21 protein-coding genes are annotated in these 21,537 nt (G+C 57.7%); 3 read left to right on the forward strand and 18 right to left on the reverse strand.

The genetic code is table 11. The annotated features are described in order from the left end of the window. Positions 1–34: 34 nt before the first annotated feature. Positions 35–730, reverse strand: coding sequence for a pirin family protein (locus ACWKXX_RS15855; RefSeq protein ID WP_003861565.1), 696 nt, complete (start codon positions 728–730; stop codon positions 35–37). Between the two features lie 123 nt (positions 731–853). Continuing rightward, positions 854–1,891: an oxidoreductase gene (locus tag ACWKXX_RS15860; protein ID WP_017693850.1), complete on the reverse strand. Its 1,038-nt coding sequence runs from the start codon at positions 1,889–1,891 to the stop codon at positions 854–856. A 310-nt stretch (positions 1,892–2,201) separates the two neighbouring features. Between ACWKXX_RS15860 and yhhY the strand changes: the two genes are divergently transcribed. After that, positions 2,202–2,690 (forward strand): N-acetyltransferase, encoded by a 489-nt coding sequence (gene yhhY, locus ACWKXX_RS15865; RefSeq protein ID WP_015571463.1) that lies wholly within the window; start codon positions 2,202–2,204, stop codon positions 2,688–2,690. A gap of 87 nt (positions 2,691–2,777) precedes the next feature. Here yhhY and ggt read toward each other — a convergent pair whose 3' ends face one another. Further along, complete coding sequence (ggt, locus tag ACWKXX_RS15870) at positions 2,778–4,523, reverse strand: gamma-glutamyltransferase (RefSeq protein ID WP_261665940.1); 1,746 nt, start codon at positions 4,521–4,523, stop codon at positions 2,778–2,780. A gap of 122 nt (positions 4,524–4,645) precedes the next feature. Between ggt and ACWKXX_RS15875 the strand changes: the two genes are divergently transcribed. After that, positions 4,646–5,017: a DUF2756 family protein gene (locus tag ACWKXX_RS15875; RefSeq protein WP_017384131.1), complete on the forward strand. Its 372-nt coding sequence runs from the start codon at positions 4,646–4,648 to the stop codon at positions 5,015–5,017. Here ACWKXX_RS15875 and ugpQ read toward each other — a convergent pair. The 10 genes from ugpQ to livK all read right to left on the reverse strand — a co-directional run bounded on the left by ugpQ (position 5,007) and on the right by livK (position 15,044). After that, positions 5,007–5,747, reverse strand: a complete 741-nt coding sequence (ugpQ, locus tag ACWKXX_RS15880; RefSeq protein WP_193361206.1) for a glycerophosphodiester phosphodiesterase — start codon at positions 5,745–5,747, stop codon at positions 5,007–5,009. The genes ACWKXX_RS15875 and ugpQ overlap by 11 nt on opposite strands. Then, positions 5,744–6,814: a sn-glycerol-3-phosphate import ATP-binding protein UgpC gene (locus ACWKXX_RS15885; protein WP_015571467.1), complete on the reverse strand. Its 1,071-nt coding sequence runs from the start codon at positions 6,812–6,814 to the stop codon at positions 5,744–5,746. Before ACWKXX_RS15885 ends, ugpQ begins: the two co-directional genes overlap by 4 nt. 1 nt (position 6,815) lies before the next feature. Continuing rightward, entirely contained in the window at positions 6,816–7,661 is an 846-nt protein-coding gene (gene ugpE / locus ACWKXX_RS15890; RefSeq protein ID WP_015571468.1) for a sn-glycerol-3-phosphate ABC transporter permease UgpE, read from the reverse strand. Then, entirely contained in the window at positions 7,658–8,545 is an 888-nt protein-coding gene (gene ugpA, locus ACWKXX_RS15895) for a sn-glycerol-3-phosphate ABC transporter permease UgpA (protein ID WP_003861551.1), read from the reverse strand. The genes ugpE and ugpA overlap by 4 nt, the downstream gene beginning before the upstream one ends. A gap of 102 nt (positions 8,546–8,647) precedes the next feature. After that, positions 8,648–9,964 (reverse strand): sn-glycerol-3-phosphate ABC transporter substrate-binding protein UgpB, encoded by a 1,317-nt coding sequence (gene ugpB, locus ACWKXX_RS15900; protein WP_193361204.1) that lies wholly within the window; start codon positions 9,962–9,964, stop codon positions 8,648–8,650. Between the two features lie 247 nt (positions 9,965–10,211). Further along, positions 10,212–10,925, reverse strand: coding sequence for a high-affinity branched-chain amino acid ABC transporter ATP-binding protein LivF (livF, locus tag ACWKXX_RS15905; protein WP_015571469.1), 714 nt, complete (start codon positions 10,923–10,925; stop codon positions 10,212–10,214). A gap of 1 nt (position 10,926) precedes the next feature. Next, positions 10,927–11,691: a high-affinity branched-chain amino acid ABC transporter ATP-binding protein LivG gene (gene livG / locus ACWKXX_RS15910; protein ID WP_003861544.1), complete on the reverse strand. Its 765-nt coding sequence runs from the start codon at positions 11,689–11,691 to the stop codon at positions 10,927–10,929. After that, the gene (locus ACWKXX_RS15915; protein ID WP_003861542.1) at positions 11,688–12,965 is read right to left on the reverse strand and encodes a high-affinity branched-chain amino acid ABC transporter permease LivM; all 1,278 of its coding nucleotides are present in this window, start codon (positions 12,963–12,965) and stop codon (positions 11,688–11,690) included. Before ACWKXX_RS15915 ends, livG begins: the two co-directional genes overlap by 4 nt. Then, on the reverse strand, positions 12,962–13,888 hold the full coding sequence (gene livH / locus ACWKXX_RS15920) for a high-affinity branched-chain amino acid ABC transporter permease LivH (RefSeq protein ID WP_015571470.1): 927 nt from the start codon (positions 13,886–13,888) through the stop codon (positions 12,962–12,964). Before livH ends, ACWKXX_RS15915 begins: the two co-directional genes overlap by 4 nt. A 46-nt stretch (positions 13,889–13,934) precedes the next feature. Continuing rightward, on the reverse strand, positions 13,935–15,044 hold the full coding sequence (livK, locus tag ACWKXX_RS15925) for a high-affinity branched-chain amino acid ABC transporter substrate-binding protein LivK (RefSeq protein ID WP_023295547.1): 1,110 nt from the start codon (positions 15,042–15,044) through the stop codon (positions 13,935–13,937). Between the two features lie 424 nt (positions 15,045–15,468). Between livK and panM the strand changes: the two genes are divergently transcribed. Then, complete coding sequence (panM, locus tag ACWKXX_RS15930; RefSeq protein WP_015571473.1) at positions 15,469–15,852, forward strand: aspartate 1-decarboxylase autocleavage activator PanM; 384 nt, start codon at positions 15,469–15,471, stop codon at positions 15,850–15,852. Positions 15,853–16,014: 162 nt separating this feature from the next. Here the strand turns inward: panM and livJ are convergent, their stop codons facing one another. From livJ to ftsE, 5 genes are all read right to left on the reverse strand, one after another. Continuing rightward, complete coding sequence (livJ, locus tag ACWKXX_RS15935; RefSeq protein ID WP_015571474.1) at positions 16,015–17,115, reverse strand: branched chain amino acid ABC transporter substrate-binding protein LivJ; 1,101 nt, start codon at positions 17,113–17,115, stop codon at positions 16,015–16,017. 197 nt (positions 17,116–17,312) lie between these two features. After that, a complete protein-coding gene (locus ACWKXX_RS15940; protein ID WP_261665938.1) occupies positions 17,313–18,578 on the reverse strand; it encodes a 4-aminobutyrate--2-oxoglutarate transaminase in 1,266 nt (421 codons plus the stop codon). A gap of 136 nt (positions 18,579–18,714) precedes the next feature. After that, on the reverse strand, positions 18,715–19,572 hold the full coding sequence (gene rpoH / locus ACWKXX_RS15945) for an RNA polymerase sigma factor RpoH (protein WP_000159624.1): 858 nt from the start codon (positions 19,570–19,572) through the stop codon (positions 18,715–18,717). A 250-nt stretch (positions 19,573–19,822) separates the two neighbouring features. Next, on the reverse strand, positions 19,823–20,878 hold the full coding sequence (ftsX, locus tag ACWKXX_RS15950) for a permease-like cell division protein FtsX (protein WP_017384126.1): 1,056 nt from the start codon (positions 20,876–20,878) through the stop codon (positions 19,823–19,825). Further along, positions 20,871–21,536 carry a cell division ATP-binding protein FtsE gene (gene ftsE / locus ACWKXX_RS15955; RefSeq protein WP_006812284.1) on the reverse strand — a complete coding sequence of 222 codons (666 nt, stop codon included), beginning with the start codon at positions 21,534–21,536 and terminating at the stop codon, positions 20,871–20,873. The genes ftsX and ftsE overlap by 8 nt, the downstream gene beginning before the upstream one ends. Position 21,537 lies beyond the last annotated feature (1 nt).

Consider the following 21,537-nt stretch of genomic DNA (forward strand, 5'->3'; position numbering starts at 1 on the left):
CCTTCCCCGTTTAAAGGGAAGGTTGAGAAATTATTTAGACCGGCGGCAGGTCAAACAGCAGAATTTCACTTTCGCTGTCGGCATGCACGGAGAGCGCCTGCTCATCCCAGACTGCCAGGCCATCGGCGGTTGTCGCTTTGGTGCCGTTGATGGACACTTCACCTTTCACCACCTGGATCCACACGCGGCGGTTAGCGGCAATCTGGTGTACAGACTGTTCATCTTTCGCCAGCGCCCAGCGGTACAGCTCCATATCCTGATGCACTTTCAGGGAACCTTCACGCGCATCCGGGGACAGCACCAGCTGTTTGCCCTGTTTCGCGTCGAAGCGGCGCTGCTCGTAGCGTGGCGTGATGCCGGTCTCTTCTGGAATGATCCAGATTTGATACAGGTGCAGTTTTTCCGTTTTGCTCGGGTTGTACTCAGAGTGACGCACCCCGGTACCCGCGCTCATAATCTGGAACTCGCCCGCCGGAACCTGCTCTTTGTTGCCCATGCTGTCCTGGTGCTCAACCGCCCCTTCCAGCACATAGGTCAGGATTTCCATGTCTTTGTGCGGGTGGGTACCAAAGCCCTGGCCTGCATCAATCACGTCGTCGTTAATCACGCGCAGTGCGGAGAAGCCCATAAAGTTCGGGTCGTAGTAGTCGGCAAACGAGAATGAATGCCATGAGTCCAGCCAGCCATGATTCGCGTGACCACGTTCGTTTGCTTTGCGTAAGTAGATCATTGTTTTCACCCTCAGTTCGTTTCGATGGAATAAGTGTGGACGCAAACGCCCTGGGATCATAGAGGGTGAAAATTGACTCCTCTGTTCAAAAATTTAGAACAAGCGAAGAGGAGCCATTTTTGCTTATCTGGCGAGGGTTACCGTGGCAGGAGAAGCCTGTTCGAAGGCCCGTTCAAGGATTTCCAGGTTGGTCAGAACGTCAGATTCCTTGACATAATTCGGCGCGCCGGTGGTGAGGGTGTCATACAGCGCATCGTAGACGCGTCCATAGTCGCCCGTTTCCGGCTTCAGCTCTTCCCTGACCGCCAGGCCCTCGTCGTTCACGTACTCCAGCACGCCCACGGAATCATCTGCCGCAAAGCCCGGTTCACCCGGCATGATATTGGCCTTCAGGCTGGTCTCCTGTTGGTCAATACCGTACTTGATAAAGGAGCCTTTCTTGCCGTGAACGATAAATTTCGGGTAGTCGATTTTCACCAGATGGCTGGTTTTTACGATGGCTTTGAGATCGCCGTAGAACAGCTGCGCTTCAAAGGTATCGTCCGGGTTGGCCTTATTGCGCAGGCTGCGGATGTCATACGCCACGTGGTCCGGGCGGCCAAACAAGGAGATGATCTGGTCCATGGTGTGCACGCCCAGACCATAGAAGGAGCCATCCTGCGGCAGGCCGGGCTGGGTTTCCGCCACCGGTCGGTAGTAATCGAAGTGGCTTTCGATTTCCACGATCTCGCCGAGTTTGCCGCTTTCAATTGCCTTTTTTGCCGTCAGGAAGCAGCTGTCAAAGCGACGGTTCTGGTACGGCGTGACGGTCAGCCCTTTGCTTTTCGCCAGCGCGAACAGCTCCTTCGCTTCGGCGATGGTCGGGGTGAACGGTTTTTCCACCAGCACGTTTTTACCCGCTTCCAGCGCGCGTTTCGCGTAGTCAAAGTGGCTGTCGGCGTGGGTACAGACCACCACCAGCTTCACCTGCGGGTCGTTAAGCACCTCATCAAGATCGCTGGTGAAATGAATATGGGAATACTGCGGAGACTGCTCTTCTGGCTTCGCGCGGCGGCGATAGATATGGGCCACGTGCCAGGTCTCTTTTCGGTTAAGAACATACGGAAGGTGGTAACGCGTGGTGCTTTTGCCAAATCCAATAAATGCACAATGTAGTGTCATGGCTCAGTCCTTTTGGAAGGTTACTGAGTTTTACCATAGCGCATGTTTTGCCCTCACCCCAGCCCTCTCCCACAGGGAGAGGGAGAAAAAGGGCAAAAAAAAGCCAGCGAGAAGCTGGCTAAAGTAATACTGGAAGCAATGTGAGCAATGTCGTGCTTTCAGGTTCCCGTAGGAGGTCTTCCTGAATGCAGAGCAATAATAATCATTCTCATTCGCACTTGTCCAACACTTTTTGCAAAAAATAGCGATTGACTCAACTTTTAAAGTCACTGATGTTGGAGGGGACTTTTAACTGACTGAGGAACAAGGAATGAGTGAGATAGTGATACGCCACGCTGAACCGAAAGATTACGACGCCATTCGTCAGATCCACGCCCAGCCGGAGGTGTACCACAACACGCTACAGGTTCCTCATCCTTCAATGGAAATGTGGCAAATGCGGCTAGGCGAACAGCCGGGCATTAAACAGCTGGTTGCCTGCATTGATGATATCGTGGTCGGCCACCTCACCATTGATGTCGCCCAGCGACCACGCCGCAGCCACGTTGCAGATTTCGGTATCTGCGTTGGCGCGCAGTGGCATAACCGCGGCGTGGCCAGCGCACTGATTCGCACCATGATCGATATGTGCGACAACTGGCTGCGCGTCGACCGCATCGAGTTAACGGTGTTTGTGGATAACGAACCGGCAATCGCGGTGTACAAAAAGCACGGGTTTGAGATTGAAGGCACCGGCAGGCGCTACGCCCTGCGCAACGGCGAGTATGTGGATGCGTATTATATGGCGCGTATGAAGTAGTTTGTTGCCGGGTGGCGGCTTCGCCTTACCCGGCCTACGTTCGTGCCGTTGTAGGCCCGGTAAGCGCAGCGCCACCGGGCAAAAAAATCAATACCCCGCCGTTAAATCATCCACCGAACGCGGGTCCGATGCGCCAAACAGCGCCCCGTCCGGCCCGACCATAATGCTCTGGGTGCTGCCCATCGCCTCCTTCACCGCCACCTTCTGCCCGCGCTGCTCAAGCAGCTTGAGGGTGTCCGGGCTAAAGCCCTTCTCCACGCGCAGCTCGTCCGGCAGCCACTGGTGGTGGAAACGCGGCGCATTGGTCGCTTCGGCGACGTTCATCCCAAAGTCGATACTGTTCACCACCATTTGCAGCACGGTTGTGATAATCCGGCTCCCGCCAGGGCTGCCGGTCACCAGCCAGGTTTTGCCGTCTTTCACCACGATGGTGGGCGACATGGACGACAGCGGGCGCTTCTTCGGCCCGACCGCATTCGCATCGCCGCCGACCAGGCCGTAGACGTTCGGCACGCCCGGTTTGGCAGAGAAATCATCCATCTCGTTGTTCAGCAAAATGCCGCTGTTGCCCGCCACAATCCCGGTGCCGAAGGTGGTGTTAAGCGTGTAAGTTACCGCCACCGCGTTACCGTCTTTATCCACCACCGAGAAATGGGTGGTCTGGTTACTTTCATACGGCGCCAGCTTGCCGGGGCGGATCTCGCTCGGCGGCTTCGCCTTGTTGATGTCGATCTCGTCGGCAATCGATTTGGCATAGGCTTTGTTGGTCAGCGCCTGCCACGGCACCTTCACGAAGTCCGGATCGCCAAGGTATTCCGAGCGGTCAGCGTAGGCGCGCTTCTCCGCCTCCGCCATCACCTGCATGGCATCGGCGCTACCGAAGCCGAACTTGTGCATATCGAAGTTTTCCAGAATATTGAGGATCTGCACGATGTGAATGCCCCCGGAGGACGGCGGCGGCATGGAGAAGACCTCGTAGCCGCGATAGGTGCCGCTGATCGGCTCGCGCTCCACCGCCTTATATTCCGCCAGATCCGCTTTGGTGATCAGCCCGCCGTTCTTCTGCATCTCATCGGCAATCTGATCGGCAATCGGCCCCTTATAGAAGGCGTCCGGACCGTTTTCGGCAATCAGTTCGAGACTTTTTGCGAGGTTCTTCTGCACCAGCTTATCGCCCTTTTTCAGCGGCTCGCCGTCTTTCCAGAAGATAGCCTTGCTGTTCTCATGATTGGGAATAACTTCGCTGCCGTAGGTTTTGAGGTCGTCCGCCAGCGCGTCGTTGACGACGAAGCCGTCGCGCGCCAGCTTGATGGCAGGCTGCACCACTTTATTCAGCGGCAGCGTGCCATATTTTTCCAGCGCCAGCGAGAACCCCGCAACGGTGCCCGGCGTGCCGGAGGCAAGGTGCGAGGTCAGAGATTTTTTACTGTCCGGATTGCCCTGATCGTCGAGGAACATATCGCGGGAGGCCTGATTCGGCGCCATCTCACGGAAGTCGATGGCCGTGGTTTTACCGTCTTTGGTGCGCAGCATCATAAACCCGCCGCCGCCCAGGTTCCCCGCCTGTGGATGCGTCACCGCCAGCGCATATCCCACCGCGACCGCCGCATCCACCGCGTTACCGCCCTGCTTAAGAATATCGACGCCCACCTGCGTTGCCAGCGCGTCAACCGAGGCCACCATGCCGTGCGTCGCCCGCACGGGGTGAAAAACATCCTCCTCCACGCCGTAAGAGACCGGAGGAGCGGCGGGCGGGTTGGCCGCCACGGTAAATGTGCCGCCTGCCATCAGCGCAGCGATGGCGACCCAGCGCAAAAAGGTTGGTTTCATCATTATTGTTCTCCAGGTGAAGGGGCCCATATTCCCCGCTTAAGCCTGGTTCACAACTCTTAAAAAATCATCGTTATGCCGGAATCAGGGTAAACTTAAGAGAAGCCTCAAAGGAGGAGATAACCATGAAACGATTACTGATCCTGACCGCGCTGCTTCCGTTCGCCGCGCTCGCACAGCCAATCAACACCCTGAACAACCCGAACCAGCCGGGCTACGTCATTCCGAGCCAGCAGCGTATGCAGACGGAGATGATGAGCCAGCAACAGCAGCAGAAAGGGATGCTCAATCAGCAGTTAAAAACGCAGACCCAGGTGCAGCAGCAGCACCTGCAAAACCAGATGAATACCAACACCCAGCGCGTGCAGCAGGGCCAGATGCGGGAGCAGCCGCTGCCAAACTCAAACGGTGGGATGTTAGGGGGCGGGGTGTCGCAAAGCAGCGGTCAGCAGCACATGCTGCCGACCCAGCAGAACGGCAGTATGCTTAATAAATAAAGTTCGGCCCAATCTGGTCAATCGCATCGGTACAGATGCTGTCCACGCCCCAGCGCAGCAGCTCGGCTGCACGCTGGGGTTTATTGACGGTATACACCAGGATATGCAGACCGGCCTCCTTCAACAGCGTCACGCGCGCTTCATCCAGCAGCTTATGGTTGAGGTGGATCGACACGCAGCCTAAGAAGGTCGTCAGCGCGCGCCAGTCTTCTCGCCACGCATCCAGCAGCAGCCCGCGCGGCAACTCCGGTACGGCAGCCTGTGCGGCTTCCAGCGCGTCGATGTCAAACGACGACAACAGCGGCGGGGTCATCCCTTCCCACAGCTCGCGCGCGGCGAGGGCAATCACTTTACCCGTCAGCGGCCCGGTGCCGGTGGTCGGTTTGATTTCGATGTTGGCCATCATGCCGTTTTGACGACAGCGGTCCGCCACTTCCGCCAGCAGCGGCAGCGGTTCGCCTTTAAATTCGCCGCTGTACCAGCTGCCGGCGTCCACCTTCAGCAGGTCACGCCACGGCAGTTCACCTGCCACGCCCCAGCCGTTGCTGGTGCGTTCGAGGTTGTCGTCGTGCAGCAGGAAAATTTCGCCGTCCTTCGACAGCTTGGCGTCGAACTCGATCATCGTGTGGCCGTAGCGCGCGCCAACGTCAATTGCCGCCAGGGTGTTTTCCGGCGCCAGCTTACCGCCGCCACGGTGGGCGACGATGTGGGGGTAAGGCCAGTTGCTCATACTCGTTGTCCTGTTTCACCGTCAAATAAGTGCAGGTGATTTTCCGGCATATGCAGCCACAGCGTGCTGCCTGCCTTCGGGCGCTCCTGATGCGGCAGGCGTACCACCAGCTTTTGCTCGCCCCAGCGCCCGTGCGCCAGGTTGTCTGCGCCCAGCATCTCCAGCGTATCCATCACCAGCGGCACGCCGCCGTCCGCCTGAGACGTCAAACCAATATGCTCCGGGCGGATACCGAGCGTCATCTTACGCCCGGCGTAGCCACGATAGTACCAGTTGATCGGCAACGCCATCCCGCTTTCCAGCTCGAAGTGGGTTCCCGCCGTATTGATCCGCCCGTCCAGCAGGTTCATCGCCGGGCTGCCGATAAAGCTCGCCACAAAACGGCTGGCCGGTTTTTCGTAGACCTCCACCGGGGTGCCAATCTGCTCGGCGATGCCTTTGTTCATCACCATCACGCGCTGGGCGAGGGTCATGGCTTCAACCTGATCGTGAGTCACATAGAGGGACGTGGTTTTCAGGCGGCGATGCAGCTGCTGTAGCTCAAGGCGCATCTGCACGCGCAGTTTGGCGTCGAGGTTTGACAGCGGTTCGTCGAACAGGAATACCGCCGGGTCGCGCACGATGGCGCGCCCCATCGCCACGCGCTGACGCTGGCCGCCGGAGAGCTCGCGCGGGCGGCGCTTAAGCAGGCCGTCAAGTTCCAGAATGCGCGCGGCTTCTTTTACGCGCTCGTCGATATGACCTTTGCCCATACCGCGAATTTTCAGCCCCCAGGCCATGTTCTCTTCCACGCTCATGTGCGGATAGAGGGCATAGTTCTGGAACACCATCGCGATGCCGCGATCTTTGGGCTCCATCTCGGTGACGCGCTGGCGGTCAATCCAGATATCCCCGGATGTTACGCGCTCCAGCCCGGCCACCATACGCAGCAGGGTGGATTTTCCGCAGCCGGACGGGCCGACCATCACGATAAATTCCCCGTCCGCCACGTCGAGCGTCAGCGGCTGAATGACCTGGGTTTTACCGTCCCAGCTTTTGGTAACTGCCTGTAATTTTAAACCTGCCATCTTATTTCTCGCTATCGACCAGGCCGCGGACAAACGCGCGCTGCATGGCTAAAACAATGACTACGGGTGGGATAAGGGTGAGCAGCATCGCCGCCATCACCTGGTTCCAGAGGGTGGTGCCTTCGCCGGTGGCGATCATGCCTTTGATGCCTGCCACGGCGGTGCCGAGGTTGACGTCCTGAACGATCAGCAACGGCCACAGATACTGGTTCCAGCCGTAGATAAAGGTGATCACAAACAGCGCCGCGAGGTTGGTTTTCGACAGCGGCAGCACGATGTCGCGGAAGAAGCGCATCGGCGACGCGCCGTCGATGCGCGCCGCTTCAATCAGCTCGTCCGGCAGGGTCATAAAGAACTGGCGGAACAGGAAGGTGGCGGTCGCCGAGGCCATCAGCGGCAGGGTTAAGCCCGCGTAGCTGTCGAGCATCTTCAGGTTGGCGATCACTTCCACCGTCGGGAAGATACGCACCTCTACCGGCAACATCAGGGTGATGAAAATCATCCAGAAAAACAGGTTACGCAGCGGAAAGCGGAACCAGACGATGGCGAACGCTGAGAGCATCGACACCGTAATTTTGCCGACGGTGATGCCAAACGCCATGATGAAGCTGTTGAGCATCATCAGCCAGAACGGCGCGCTGTTGGCGCCCACGCCCTGGGTCCAGATAGTTTTCATGTTCTCGAAAAGATGCCCGCCTGGGATCAGCGTCATCGGCGTGTCGAACACCGCTTTGGTGTCCAGCGTGGCGGCGACGAAGGCCACGTACAGTGGGAACAGGATGACGATAATCCCTAAAATCAGCATGGTATGGCTGAAAATCGTCAGCCCGCGACGGTTCTCAATCATTGGTAGCGCACCTTACTTTCGACATAGCGGAACTGCACCACCGTGAGGATGATGACGAGGAACATCAGCACCACCGACTGCGCGGCAGAAGCGGAGAGATCCAACCCCGCAAAGCCTTCGCGGTAGATCTTGTAGATCAGCGTCGTTGTCGCCTGCACCGGACCGCCTGCGGTCGCCGCGTCGATCACCGGGAAGGTATCGAAGAAGGCGTACACGAGGTTAACCACCAGCAGGAAGAAACTCACCGGGGCGATCAGCGGCAGCGACAGGCGGAAGAAGCGGCGCACCGGCCCTGCGCCGTCGATGGCGGCGGCCTCCACCAGCGAACGCGGGATAGACTGTAGCGCGGCAAAGAAAAACAGGAAGTTATAGCTGATCTGCTTCCACACCGAGGCGAACACCACCAGGAACATCGCCTGACCGCTGTTCTGGGCGTGGTTCCAGTCGTAGCCAAATTCGCCCAGGAAGTGGGTAATCAGCCCGCGCCCTGGGTTAAACAGGAAGATCCACAGCACGGCGGCCACGGCAGGAGCCACGGCGTAGGGCAGCAGCATCAGGGTCTGATACAGACGGCTGCCGCGCACCACGTAATCCACCAGCGCGGCGAAAAACAGCGACGCGACAAGACCGCTCACGGTGACCAGCGCACTGAATTTGATCGTCGTCCAGAAGGAGTCCAGGTAGTAGCTGTCGTGGAACAGCGCGGTAAAGTTGTCCAGCCCGACAAACTGGCTGGAAAGCCCGAACGGATCCACGCTTTGTACCGAGTACCACAGCGCTTCGCCCGCAGGCCAGATAAAGAAGATAACGGTGATGACCAGCTGCGGTGCGACCAACAGGTACGGCAGCCAGCGGGAACGGAACACCGGACGGGATGAGGACATTGAGATTAGGTTCCTGAACAATGCCGGGTGGCGGCTACGCCTTACCCGGCCTACATGGGGCACGTCGTAGGCCCGGTAAGCGCAGCGCCACCGGGCATTTTTTTACGATTTGGTCGACTGCTCAAAGCGGCGCAGCAGCTGATTTCCGCGCTCTACCGCAGAGTCCAGCGCCTGCTGTGGCGTTTTCTTCCCGGTCCACACGCTTTCCAGCTCTTCATCGACGATGGTGCGGATCTGCGGCATGTTGCCCAGACGCAGGCCTTTGGTGAACGGCAACGGCGGCTTGTTCAGCATCTGGCGCGTCGCGATGTCTGCGCCTGGGTTTTTGCTATAGAAGCCCTGCTCGCGGGTCAGGTCGTACGCGGCTTTGGTGATCGGCAGATAGCCGGTCTTCTGGTGCCACTCGGCGGCGTTTTCCGGCTTCGCCAGGAAGTCGAGGAACTCGGCCACGCCTTTGTAGGTGCCGTTGTCTTTACCCTGCATCACCCACAGGCTCGCCCCGCCGATGATGGCGTTCTGCGGCGCGCCTTTAACGTCAGCATCGTACGGCATCATCCCCACACCGTAGTTGAATTTGGCGTAGTGACGGATGTCTGCCAGCGAGCCGGACGAGGCGGTGGTAATGGCGCAGTCGCCGTTGTAGAACTTCTCGGTGGATTCGTCTTTACGCCCGAAGTAGCTGAAGTCGCCCTTCTTGTTGAGATCGGCAAGCAGCGCGATGTGCTTCACCTGCTCCGGCTTGTTGAACTCCAGCACCGCGTCGGTACCGTCGAAGCCGTTGTTTTTGGTAGCCACCGGCAGGCCGTGCCAGGCGCTGAAGTTTTCAATCTGGATCCAGCCCTGCCAGCCGCTGGCGTAACCGCACTTCATCCCCGCCGCTTTCAGCTTCGCGGTGTACTCGGCCAGGTCCTGCCATGTTTTTGGCGGCTGCTCCGGATCTAAACCGGCTTTTTTGAAGGCGTCTTTGTTGTAGTACAGCACAGGCGTGGAGCTGTTAAACGGCTGGGACAGCAGGTGCCCGGTTCTGGAATCGGTGTAGTAACCCGCTACGGTCGGTACGAACTGGGATTCGTCAAAGTTAATGCCCGCCTCTTTGAATACTTCATAGACCGGTTTGATGGCTTTGGAGGCCATCATGGTGGCGGTGCCCACTTCATAAACCTGTAACAGCGCAGGCGCGTTACCGGTACGGAAGGCGGCGATGCCCGCGCTCAGGCTCTGCTCGTAGTTGCCTTTGTACACCGGCACAATTTTGTAATCCGGGTGGGTGTCGTTGAAACGCTGCGCCAGGGAGTCAACCTCTTTACCCAACTCCCCTTCCATGGAATGCCAGAACGGAATGGTGGTCACAGCCATTGCGTTCGTCGCAAAAGCCAGACCCAGTGCCAGACCCAAAGCTGTGTGTCGTAACGATGTCATTGTCATCTCTCTTATTGTGCCGGATGCGCGATATCACGCGTTTTATGCTCGCGAGGTAACATGACATGCTCGAATGACAGAAAAATAACTGTTTGTTTACAGATAAGTGACAGCCAGGCGTCAGGGGGATGATGGTTGTGTGAAGGGGTGTAGTGGTTAAAAAAGCCGGGTGGCGGCTACGCCTTACCCGGCCTGGTCGATCCCTGTAGGCCCGGTAAGCGCAGCGCCACCGGGCAACACAGACGGCTTAGCCTCCGAGGTACGCACTCCGCACCGCCTCGTTCGCCAGCAGCGCGTCACCGGTATCGGAGAGCACCACGCGCCCGTTCTCCAGCACGTAGCCACGGTCGGCGAGCTTCAGCGCCTGGTTGGCGTTCTGCTCGACGAGGAAGATGGTCATCCCCTCTTTACGCAACTGCTCGATGGTGTCGAAGATCTGCTGGATAATGATCGGCGCAAGACCAAGCGACGGCTCGTCCAGCAGCAGCAGGCGCGGCTGGCTCATCAGCGCGCGGCCAATCGCCAGCATCTGCTGCTCGCCGCCGGACATGGTGCCCGCTCGCTGAATACGACGCTCCCACAGGCGCGGGAAGAGTTCGTACACCCACTTGATGCGGGTCTGGAATTCATCCCGATGGGCGAAGAAACCGCCCATCGCCAGGTTCTCTTCCACCGTCATGCGGGAGAATACGCGGCGCCCTTCCGGGACAATCGCCACCGCTTCACGCATGATCTTAGCCGTCTGCCAGTCGGTAATATCTTTGCCGTCAAACACAATCCGCCCGCTGGTGGCGCGCGGGTCGCCGCACAGGGTGCCGAGCAGCGTGGTTTTACCCGCGCCGTTGGCGCCAATCAGGGTGACGATTTCGCCCTGATTGATGTGCAGGCTGACGTCGTGCAGCGCCTGGATCTTGCCGTAGTGCGCGTTGACCTTGTCGAACGTTAACATCGCTTTTTCCATCTTATGCCTCACCAAGGTATGCGCGGATCACGTCCGGGTTGTTGCGGATCTCTTCCGGCGTGCCGTTTGCCAGCGGCGTGCCCTGGTTTACCACGTAGATACGGTCCGAAATGCCCATCACCAGCTTCATGTCATGCTCAATCAGCAGGATGGTGGTGTCGTGATGGTCGCGCAGCTCGGCAATCAGCTCGTCCAGCTCTTTGGTCTCTTTCGGATTGAGACCTGCCGCTGGTTCGTCGAGCATCAGGATCTCCGGCTGGGTCACCATGCAGCGCACGATCTCAAGGCGACGCTGATCCCCGTAAGCGAGGTTGCTCGCCTGACGGTTAGCGTGCTGGAGCAGGCCGATACGGTCGAGCCAGGTCGCGGCGCGGTCGAGCGCCTCCTCCTGCGTGCGGCGAAAGGCCGGGGTTTTCAGCAGGCCGGAGAAGAGGCCGGTTTTCAGCTGCTGATGCTGTGCCACCAGCAGGTTCTCAATCACCGTCATCTCGCGGAACAGACGCACGTGCTGGAAGGTACGCACCACGCCCATGCGGGCAATCTGCTGGCCCGGCAGCCCTTCAAGGTGCTGGTCGCGCAGCATGATGGTGCCGCCCGTCGGCTTGTAGAAGCCGGTCAAACAGTTAAAGACCGTGGTTTTTCCCGCGCCGTTCGGGCCAATCAGGGAGACAATCTCTTTCTTGTGCAGATCCAGATTCACATTGTTGACCGCCAGCAGGCCGCCAAAACGCATCATCAGGCCGTTAACGGATAATAAAGGCTTCATGCCTGCTCTCCTTTCGCCTGTGTGCGTTTCAGCTTCAGCTGTGGACGGGTCATCGGCAGCAGACCCTGCGGACGCCAGATCATCATCAGCACCATCAAACCACCCAGCATTAACATGCTGTATTCGTTAAAGTCGCGCATCAGCTCGCGGGAGACCACCAGCAGGATAGCCGCGAGGATCACGGCGAACTGCGAGCCCATTCCGCCGAGCACCACAATCGCCAGCACAAAGGCGGATTCGGCAAAGGTGAACGATTCCGGGCTGACGAAGCCCTGACGTGCGGCAAACAGCGTCCCGGCGAAACCGGCAAACGCGGCGCTGATGGTAAATGCGGTCAGCTTGATGCGGGTCGGGTTCAGGCCCAGGGAGCGGCAGGCGATCTCATCTTCGCGCAGCGCTTCCCACGCGCGGCCCAGCGGCATGCGCAGCAGACGGTTGATCACGAACAGGGTAATCACCACCAGCAGCAGCGCCACCAGATAGAGCCAGATCACGCGGTCGGACGGATCGTACTTGATGCCAAAGAAATTGCTGAAGGTATCCCAGCCGCCTTCACGGGCGGTACGGCTGAACTCCAGGCCGAAGAAGGTCGGTTTCGGGATCTGGCTGATGCCGTTCGGACCGCCGGTCACTTCGGTATTGTTGAGCAGCAGAATACGGACGATTTCGCCGAAGCCTAAGGTCACAATCGCCAGATAGTCACCGCGCAGGCGCAGCACCGGGAAGCCGAGCAGGAAGCCCGCCGCGGCAGAGACCAGCCCCGCCAGCGGCAGACAGGTCCAGAAGCCGAGGCCGTAATAGTGGTTCAGCAGCGCGAAGGTGTACGCGCCGATGGCGTAGAACCCGCCGTAGCCCAGCACCAGCAGGCCAGACAGCCCCACCACCACGTTCAGACCCAGCCCCAGAATCACGTAGATCATGGTCAGGGTGGCAATATCCACCGTCCCGCGCGATACCATAAACGGCCACGCCACGGCAGCCACCAGCAGCGCCACCAGGAACAGCTTCTGTTTCACCGTTGTACCGTCGATCGCCGGCAGGACGAATTTCGGCCCGGAGACGTTTTTCAGCGTCTTCTGGAACAGCGGACGCAACAGCTGGAACAGGAACACCACGGCGGTGCCGATAAACACCCACTGCCAGCGGATGTCGGGAGCGGTATCCACCACCAGCTTCGTGCCGTCCAGTCCTAACTGGACGCCCATAAAGACGCCCGCCAGGACGAAGAACATGGCGGCAGAGAGCAGCGCCATCGCAAAATGCATCGGTTTCATACTTTCTCTACCTCCGGACGGCCCAGAATACCGGTAGGCATTACCAGCAGAACCAGAATCAGCAGGGCAAACGACACCACATCTTTATATTCGGTGCTCAGGTACGCCGAGGAGAGCGCTTCGGCCACGCCCAGGATCAGGCCGCCGATCATCGCGCCCGGAATGCTGCCAATGCCGCCCAGTACCGCCGCGGTGAAGGCTTTCATCCCGGCCATAAAGCCGATGTACGGGTTGATTACGCCGTAGAACTGGCCGAGCAACACGCCAGCCACCGCCGCCATCGCTGCGCCGATCACGAAGGTCAGGGCAATCACGCGGTCGGTGTTAATCCCGAGCAGGCTCGCCATCTTCAGATCTTCCGCGCAGGCGCGGCAGGCGCGTCCCATGCGGGAGTAGCGGATGAACAGGGTCAGGGCCAGCATGGCAATAAAGGTCACAACCCAGATAACCAGCTGCATGGTGGTGATGGTGGCAGAGAAGTTTTCGCTGGCCCCTACAATCCACTGGCCGTTAAACAGGCTTGGCAGCGCCACGTCGCGTGAACCTTCGGTCAGGCTGACGTAGTTTTGCAGGAAAATGGACATACCGATGGCGGAGATCAGCGCGATCAGGCGTTTGGAGCTGCGCACCGGCCGGTAGGCCACCCGTTCAATACTCCAGCCGTAGGCGCTGGCGATCACAATCGCGCCGACAAACCCGGCGGCCACCAGCAGCCAGCTGCTGTCGATGCCCATCATCATCAGCGCGGCGATAATCATAAAGGAGACGTAGCTACCGATCATGTACACCTCGCCGTGGGCGAAGTTGATCATGCCGATAATGCCGTAAACCATCGTGTAGCCGATGGCGATCAGCGCGTAGGTGCTTCCCAGCGTGACGCCGTTAAACATCTGCTGCAAGAAGTAGAGAAACTGCTCGGACATAAGAAAACCTTTTTATACCCGCCCGGTGAGCCGGGCGGTGGGATGATTATTTGGCGACCGAGGAAGACCCGTCGGCGTGCCACTTAAAGACACCAAACTCAAATCCCTTCAGATCGCCTTTCTCATCCCAGTTCAGCGGCCCAATCACGGTGTTCGCCCCGTGTGCTTTTAAATCTTTCACCAGATCCAACGGCTCTTTACTGCCGGTACGGTCCAGCGCGGTGGCAAGAGACTGCACGGCCGCGTAGGTGATCCAGACGTACGGACCGCTCGGATCTTTCTTCTGCGCCTTGAGCGCATCCACGATAGCCTTATTCGCCGGATCCTGGTCATAGCGTTTTGGCATCGTCACCAGCATGCCTTCGGCAGAATCGCCCGCGATGTTGGACAGGGAGGCATTACCGACGCCCTCTGGCCCCATAAACTGGGTTTTCAGGCCGGTGGCGCGCGCCTGGCGCAGCATCTGCCCCATTTCCGGGTAGTAGCCGCCGTAGTAAACGAAGTCGATATTCTCTTTTTGCAGGCGGGCGATCAGCGCGGAGAAGTCTTTCTCACCGGCGGTAATGCCGTCGAAGAAGACGATGTTTGCGCCGCCTTTTTTCAGGCCGTCCTGTACGGAACGCGCCAGGCCTTCGCCGTACTGCTGCTTATCATGGATGATGGCGATACGCTGCGGCTTAACGGTTTCGAGGATGTATTTGGCGGCGGTTGGCCCCTGAGAGGAGTCCAGACCGGCGGTACGCATGATGTGCTGGTAGCCGCGCTGGGTCAGTTCCGGGTTGGTGGCACCCGGGGTGATCATCAGAATGCCTTCGTCTTCGTAGATATCAGACGCAGGCTGCGTGGAGGAAGAACACAGGTGCCCGATGACGTACTGGATACCGTCGTTAACGATTTTGTTGGCGACCGCGACGGCCTGTTTAGGATCGCAGGCGTCGTCATACTCCACGCCTACCAGCTTGTCGCCTTTGATGCCGCCTTTGGCGTTGATATCTTTGATGGCCTGACGCGCGCCGTTGAACTCCATGTCACCCCACTGGGCAACAGGGCCGGACATCGCCCCCACTACCGCAACTTTAATGTCGTCTGCCATAGCGGCATGCGAGATCGACAGTGCGACCATCCCCGCGATTAACGTCTTCGCGTTCCTTTTCATCTCTGAATCCCCATTCGTGATGTCATGTTTATATTTTGTTTTATTATGGTTAAAAAGCATTCTGTACTTTTTATGAACAACGCTATTTTTACCAGTGCCTTTAATGGTTTAGCGCAGTTTTTTGTCAAAAACCAGACTAAAATCTCTATTTTTCAGGCGATTAAGCAAAGATAATATTCTGAAATCAGGCGGAGATAAACAAATAAAAGCGCGGTTTGCAGCATAAAATAACGGTACAAAGCGCCGAATAAATCACTGCCCTTCAGGTTAAAATTCTGCTTATTTTTCGATCCATGTGTTTTCAAACTGCCCATCGCGCTGCCAAAAAACTAATCACCTGGTAAATGGGAAGAAAAAGAGAAAGCGCCTGAGCAAATAAATTGAGTACACTGGCCCTACTCTTTTTGATTTGGACAAGCAGCTAATGAAACTGACTATCGTGCGTCTGGTGACCTTTAGCGACCAGGATCGTATCGACCTGGGCAAGATCTGGCCGGAATATTCCCCTTCATCGCTGGCCGTCGATGAAAACCACCGCATCTATGCCGCGCGTTTTAATGAACGTCTGCTGGCCGCCGTCCGCGTAACGCTGAGCGGCACGGAAGGGGCGCTGGACTCCCTGCGCGTGCGCGACGTGACCCGTCGTCGCGGGGTCGGGCAGTATTTGATTGAAGAGGTGATCCGCGAAAACCCGAGCGTAACCTCCTGGTGGATGGCCGACGTGGGCGTAGAGGATCGCGGCGTGATGGCGGCGTTTATGCAGGCGTTAGGGTTTACGGCGCAGGCGAACGGGTGGGAGAAGCGCTAAAAGAAAGCCGGGTGGCGGCTGCGAGGTGCTCATAGTAGGCCCGGTAAGCGAAGCGCCACCGGGCAAAAGAGGGCTGAGCGGGCTGATGCCCTCACCCCGGCCCTCTCCCACGGGGAGAGGGAGAAAACATTAAAAAAGGCAACTTGCGTTGCCTTTTTACGTTTATTTTGCGTCAGTCGCCGTGCCGTTGGCATGCCAGTCAAACACGCCGAACTCGAAGCCCTTCAAATCGCCCTTCTCATCCCAGGACAGCGGCCCCATCACGGTTTCCACCGAGTTCGCTTTCAGCCAGGTGGCAATCTCCGCCGGATCGGCTGACTGGTTCAGGCCCGCTTGCAGAGACTGCAACGCTGCGTAGGTGGTCCAGACGAACGCACCGCTTGGATCCTGTTTCTTCGCCTTGATGGCATCGACAACAGGTTTGTTCGCAGGCACCTGGTCGTAGTTCTTCGGTTTGGTCACCAGCAGCCCTTCAGCGGATTCACCCGCGATATTAGACAGGGAAACGTTCGCGACACCTTCTGGCCCCATGAACTGCGTCTTCAGACCCGCCGCACGCGCCTGGCGCAGGATCTGCCCCATTTCCGGGTGGTAGCCGCCGTAGTAAACGAAATCGATATTTTCTTTCTTCAGACGCGCGACCAGGGTCGAGAAGTCTTTCTCACCGGCGGTGATACCGTCAAAGAACACCACGTTGGCGTTCGCTTTTTTCAGGTTATCCTGCACCGCACGGGCCAGGCCTTCGCCGTACTGCTGTTTGTCATGAACAATCGCGATGCGCTGCGGCTTCACTTTTTCCACGATGTATTTCGCGGCGGTTGGCCCCTGATCGGAGTCCAGACCGGTGGTACGCAGGATCAGCTTATAGCCGCGCGCGGTCAGCTCTGGCGCCGTCGCGGCCGGCGTGATCATCAGAATGCCTTCGTCTTCGTAGATGTCAGACGCGGGCTGGGTGGAAGAGGAGCACAGGTGACCGATAACGTATTTGATCCCGTCGTTTACCACTTTGTTCGCCACCGCGACCGCCTGTTTCGGGTCACAGGCATCGTCATATTTTACGATTTGCAGCTTTTCGCCCTTGATGCCGCCCTTAGCATTAATGTCTGCAACCGCCTGTTCCGCGCCGGTAAATTCCTGGTCGCCGTACTGTGCTACCGGACCGGACATCGCGCCCACCACGGCCACTTTAATATCGGCCTGGGCCATAGTGCTGAATGCCAACGCGATACATCCTGCCAGTAACGCTTTACCCTTCATGTTCATCCTGAGATTCCCCATTATTATGGTTATAACGATTGTTGTGATGTTGTTGTGTAGCGCTTTATTTCAGTTATAGGCGTGCTGTTCGCGCTTTTTCAGCATACTCTGCTAAAACATACCCCATTTTTATGATTTTGGAATAGCTAATTTGAAATGAAAATATGATAAGCCCAACTGTCATTTCAGCCGGGCTTTTGGCTTTATCGTGTCAGCGAGGCGGAAATAATATCCAGCGCTTTACGGAACTGCACTTCGGGGATGGTGAGCGGGTAGAGGAAGCGAATAACGTTGCCATAAACGCCGCAGATCAAAAGCAGCAGCCCTTCGTTCAACGCGCGCTCCTGAACCTGACGGGTAAATTCGGGCGACGGCTGTCCGGTTTGCGGATCGGTAAATTCTACCGCCACCATCGAGCCCTGCCCACGGATATCGGCGATATACGGACAGCCATCCTTCGCTTTATTCAGCACCTCGACCAGATGATGCCCGAGATGCGCCGCGCGGGTGCAGAGATCGTCCTCGTCAATCACATCCAGCACCGCATGGGCCGCCGCAATCGCCAGCGGGTTACCCGCGTAGGTTCCGCCCAGACCGCCCGGGGCGGGCGCATCCATCACCTCCGCCCGGCCAGAGACGGCAGAGAGCGGCATCCCGCCCGCCAGGCTTTTCGCCATGGTGATCAGATCGGGCTTCACGCAGTGGTTTTCCATGGAGAACAGCTTGCCGGTACGAGCGAAGCCGGTTTGCACTTCGTCGGCAATCAGTAAAATCCCGTGGGTATCGCACAGGGCACGCAGCGCCTGCATAAAATCAGCGGGCGCGACGTTGAACCCGCCCTCGCCCTGAACCGGTTCAATAATGATTGCCGCCACCTGATCGGGCGCGATATCGGCTTTGAAGATGCGCTCCAGGCTTTTTAGCGCTTCGGCGGTACTAACCCCGTGCAGGCTGTTGGGGAATTGCGCGTGGTACACCGAGCCGGGGAACGGGCCGAAGCCGAGCTTATAGGGCGCCACTTTGCCGGTCATCGCCATGGTCATAAAGGTACGGCCGTGGAACGCGCCGCCGAAGGTGATAAGGCCGGGACGTCTGGTGTACGCGCGGGCGATTTTCACCGCGTTTTCGACCGCTTCCGCCCCCGTTGAGAAGAAGGCGGTTTTGGCTGGCCCCTCTATGGGTACGCGCTGGTTGATGCGCTCGGCAAGCGCCACATAACCTTCATAGGGGACGATTTGATAAGCGGTATGGGTAAAGGCGTGAAGCTGTTTTTCGATGGCGGCGATAACTTTAGGATGGCGATGCCCGGTATTCAGCACGGCGATCCCGGCGGCAAAATCAATATACTCGTTACCTTCCACGTCCCACACCGTGGCGTTTTCGGCTTTATCGGCATAGAAGTTACACATGACGCCGATACCGCGCGGCGTCGCCTGTAAACGCCGGTCGTTCAGTTCGTTATTTTTCACCCTGTCACCCTCTGAAAGTCGCCTGCTTAGCGCATCAGTAAGTGTTTGCCAGGGGGAAGAAATTCGCCAGAGCGGGCGCTAAAAAAACAAAACCCCCGAATTTGCATTCGAGGGTTCCCGGTGTACTTCGCGGAAATTACGCTTCGATAGCGGCGCGAAGTTTTTTCATGGCGTTTTTCTCAAGCTGACGCACACGTTCAGCGGAGACGCCGTAGCGGTCGGCCAGTTCCTGCAACGTGGACTTGTTATCTTCGTCCAGCCAGCGGGCACGAATAATATCCTGGCTACGCTCGTCGAGGCCTTCCATCGCGAAGGTCAGCTTGTTCGCCGCCTGGTCTTCCCAGTTATCCTCTTCAATGCCGTCAGCAAAGTTAGAGGTTTTATCCTGTAGATACAGAACCGGGGCCATCGGCTGGCTGTCGGACGCGTCATCGTCGGCAGACATATCAAACGTCATGTCCTGTGCGGCCATACGGGATTCCATCTCGCGGACGTCTTTGCTGGAAACGCCCAGCTCGCGCGCCACCATTTCCACTTCATCCTGATTGAACCAGCCCAGACGCTGCTTGGTTTTACGCAGGTTGAAGAACAGTTTGCGCTGCGCTTTCGTCGTGGCGACTTTCACAATACGCCAGTTACGCAGGACGTATTCGTGAATTTCCGCTTTGATCCAGTGCACGGCGAAGGAGACGAGTCGCACACCCACTTCCGGGTTAAAGCGACGTACCGCCTTCATCAGGCCAATGTTACCTTCCTGAATCAGGTCCGCCTGCGGCAGGCCGTAGCCCGCATAATTACGAGCAACGTGAACAACAAAGCGCAGGTGAGACAGGATCAGCGTTTTAGCTGCTTCCAGATCGCCCTGGTAATGCAGCTTTTCAGCAAGCTCCTTTTCTTCCTCAGCCGTTAACATCGGCCAGGTGTTCGCAGCCCGGATGTAAGATTCCAGGTTACCAACAGGGGCTAAAGCTAAAGTTTGCATTTCTTTGGTCATTCATTCCTCTCAATGTTTCTTCTGGTCCAGGTTGTCCCCGTCAGGCAACAACCATGCCAAAGCGTTTGAGCAACGAGATTAGCATTCACTCTTTTATCAGACAGTGATTTTATCCACAAGTTCCAGGTGCGACAGTGAATAAATTACGCACAAAATGTGACATGAAGATGATTACAGGGGAAGAGACAACAGGGACGCTTTCCCTGCAAGCGAACATCTCGGTGCAGGGAAAGATTATATCACGCTTTTATTAGTCGGGAGTAAAGTGGCGTAAATGTTGAACCGTTGCCAGCCATGCCGCCACCCAGCCGATCATGGAGCACACCAGCAGCAACAGCAGGCACTCATCGAACCCTAAGCCACTGATATCAAACTTAGTTCCGAAAACCTGCGCCACTTCAGTCACGGCAGACGACAGCCGCATCACCAAAATTTCTGACAATATCAATGAAAGAAATGCACCAGAAAAACCTAATAACGCGCCGCCGTAAAGGAACGGGCGGAGGATGAAACCATCCGTTGCGCCAATCAGTTTCTGCACGTTGATGGTATCGCGACGGGCGAAGATGCTCAGGCGCACGCTATTACCGATGACGAGGAACACCGCCGCCACCATCAGCACGCCGATCATCGCCGACACGCGTCCTACCAGCCCGGTCAGGGCGGCAAGACGGGCAAACCAGCTGTCGTCCATGCGCACTTCATCAATCCCGTTAATGCGGGTAATGCGGTCGCGCAGGGTGTTGAGCGAATCCGTGCCCTGGAAATCGAGTTTCGGGATCACCACCGCCACGGCGGGCAGCGGGTTCTCTTCAAGCATATCCAGCGCGCCGCCGAATCCGGACCAGTTGCGGAACTCACCCAGCGCTTCATCGCGGGAAAGATAGTTCACCTTCTCCACGCCCTGCTCGGCCTGAATCTGCCCCACCACCTGAGCCGCCGCGTTATCGTCGAGGGCTTTATCCAGATAAACGGTGATCTGCGGCGACGGATAGTACTGGGACGCCGCCTGGTTTACGTTTTTGTAAACCATGTAGCAGACGCTGGGCAGCGTCAGGGAGATGGCAATCACCATCACCGTCAGGAACGTCGCCAGCGGTTTGCTTTTCAGATCCTGCAACGCGCCCTGGAAGGCGTACCGCACCTGCTCGTTAAAGACGTTGGTTTTGCGGGAGTTCGGTTTCGGTGCCGCTTTGGCACGCTTAGGCGCATTGCGATTGCCGTCCCCGCCGCCCTGAGGCTTGCGGAAACGGTCAAACCGGTTGCTGAACTGCCGAATCTGGTTCATTGCATCACGCTTATTCACCGTGGCCTCCGTGCAAATGCCCGTCGCTCAGGGTCAGCATGCGGTACGAACGGCGGGAGATCAGCCCCATGTCGTGCGTCGCCATCAGTACCGTGACCCCCACGCGGTTAAATTCCTCAAACAGGCGCAGGATCCCTTCAGAGAGGGCATCGTCCAGGTTACCGGTCGGTTCATCCGCCAGCAAAACGGCAGGCTTGTTCACTACCGCGCGGGCGATACCCACGCGCTGCTGCTCACCGCCGGAGAGCTGGATCGGGAAGTTCTTCGCTTTGTCCAGCAGCCCGACCTTATCCAGCGCCGCCGAAACGCGACGGCGGATATCATCGTAACTGGCGCCAGCAATAATCAGCGGGATCGCGACGTTATCGAAAACCGTGCGATCCATCAGCAGGTGGTGATCCTGGAAAATCATGCCAATCTGACGACGCAGGAACGGCACTTCACGGTTCTTAAGACGGCTAATTTCATGGCCGCTGAACCAGATTTTCCCGGCGCTTGGCCGCTCGATCCCACAGATCAGCTTGAGCAGGGTACTTTTCCCCGCGCCGGAATGGCCGGTCAGGAATGCCATCTCGCCTGGCTGGAGGTGGAATGTCACCCCCTGTAGCGCTTGTCTCCCGCCGAGATAGGCCTTGCTGACGTGTTCAAAGCGAATCATT

Source organism: Enterobacter sp. UPMP2061, assembly GCF_053709615.1.

Bases quoted from the DNA above. Each gene is read 5' to 3' on its own strand.
- ACWKXX_RS15855 (WP_003861565.1), bottom strand. From the start codon at position 730: ATGATCTACTTACGCAAAGCAAACGAACGTGGTCACGCGAATCATGGC.
- ACWKXX_RS15860 (WP_017693850.1), bottom strand. From the start codon at position 1,891: ATGACACTACATTGTGCATTTATTGGATTTGGCAAAAGCACCACGCGT.
- yhhY (WP_015571463.1), top strand. From the start codon at position 2,202: ATGAGTGAGATAGTGATACGCCACGCTGAACCGAAAGATTACGACGCC.
- ggt (WP_261665940.1), bottom strand. From the start codon at position 4,523: ATGATGAAACCAACCTTTTTGCGCTGGGTCGCCATCGCTGCGCTGATG.
- ACWKXX_RS15875 (WP_017384131.1), top strand. From the start codon at position 4,646: ATGAAACGATTACTGATCCTGACCGCGCTGCTTCCGTTCGCCGCGCTC.
- ugpQ (WP_193361206.1), bottom strand. From the start codon at position 5,747: ATGAGCAACTGGCCTTACCCCCACATCGTCGCCCACCGTGGCGGCGGT.
- ACWKXX_RS15885 (WP_015571467.1), bottom strand. From the start codon at position 6,814: ATGGCAGGTTTAAAATTACAGGCAGTTACCAAAAGCTGGGACGGTAAA.
- ugpE (WP_015571468.1), bottom strand. From the start codon at position 7,661: ATGATTGAGAACCGTCGCGGGCTGACGATTTTCAGCCATACCATGCTG.
- ugpA (WP_003861551.1), bottom strand. From the start codon at position 8,545: ATGTCCTCATCCCGTCCGGTGTTCCGTTCCCGCTGGCTGCCGTACCTG.
- ugpB (WP_193361204.1), bottom strand. From the start codon at position 9,964: ATGACATCGTTACGACACACAGCTTTGGGTCTGGCACTGGGTCTGGCT.
- livF (WP_015571469.1), bottom strand. From the start codon at position 10,925: ATGGAAAAAGCGATGTTAACGTTCGACAAGGTCAACGCGCACTACGGC.
- livG (WP_003861544.1), bottom strand. From the start codon at position 11,691: ATGAAGCCTTTATTATCCGTTAACGGCCTGATGATGCGTTTTGGCGGC.
- ACWKXX_RS15915 (WP_003861542.1), bottom strand. From the start codon at position 12,965: ATGAAACCGATGCATTTTGCGATGGCGCTGCTCTCTGCCGCCATGTTC.
- livH (WP_015571470.1), bottom strand. From the start codon at position 13,888: ATGTCCGAGCAGTTTCTCTACTTCTTGCAGCAGATGTTTAACGGCGTC.
- livK (WP_023295547.1), bottom strand. From the start codon at position 15,044: ATGAAAAGGAACGCGAAGACGTTAATCGCGGGGATGGTCGCACTGTCG.
- panM (WP_015571473.1), top strand. From the start codon at position 15,469: ATGAAACTGACTATCGTGCGTCTGGTGACCTTTAGCGACCAGGATCGT.
- livJ (WP_015571474.1), bottom strand. From the start codon at position 17,115: ATGAACATGAAGGGTAAAGCGTTACTGGCAGGATGTATCGCGTTGGCA.
- rpoH (WP_000159624.1), bottom strand. From the start codon at position 19,572: ATGACCAAAGAAATGCAAACTTTAGCTTTAGCCCCTGTTGGTAACCTG.
- ftsE (WP_006812284.1), bottom strand. From the start codon at position 21,536: ATGATTCGCTTTGAACACGTCAGCAAGGCCTATCTCGGCGGGAGACAA.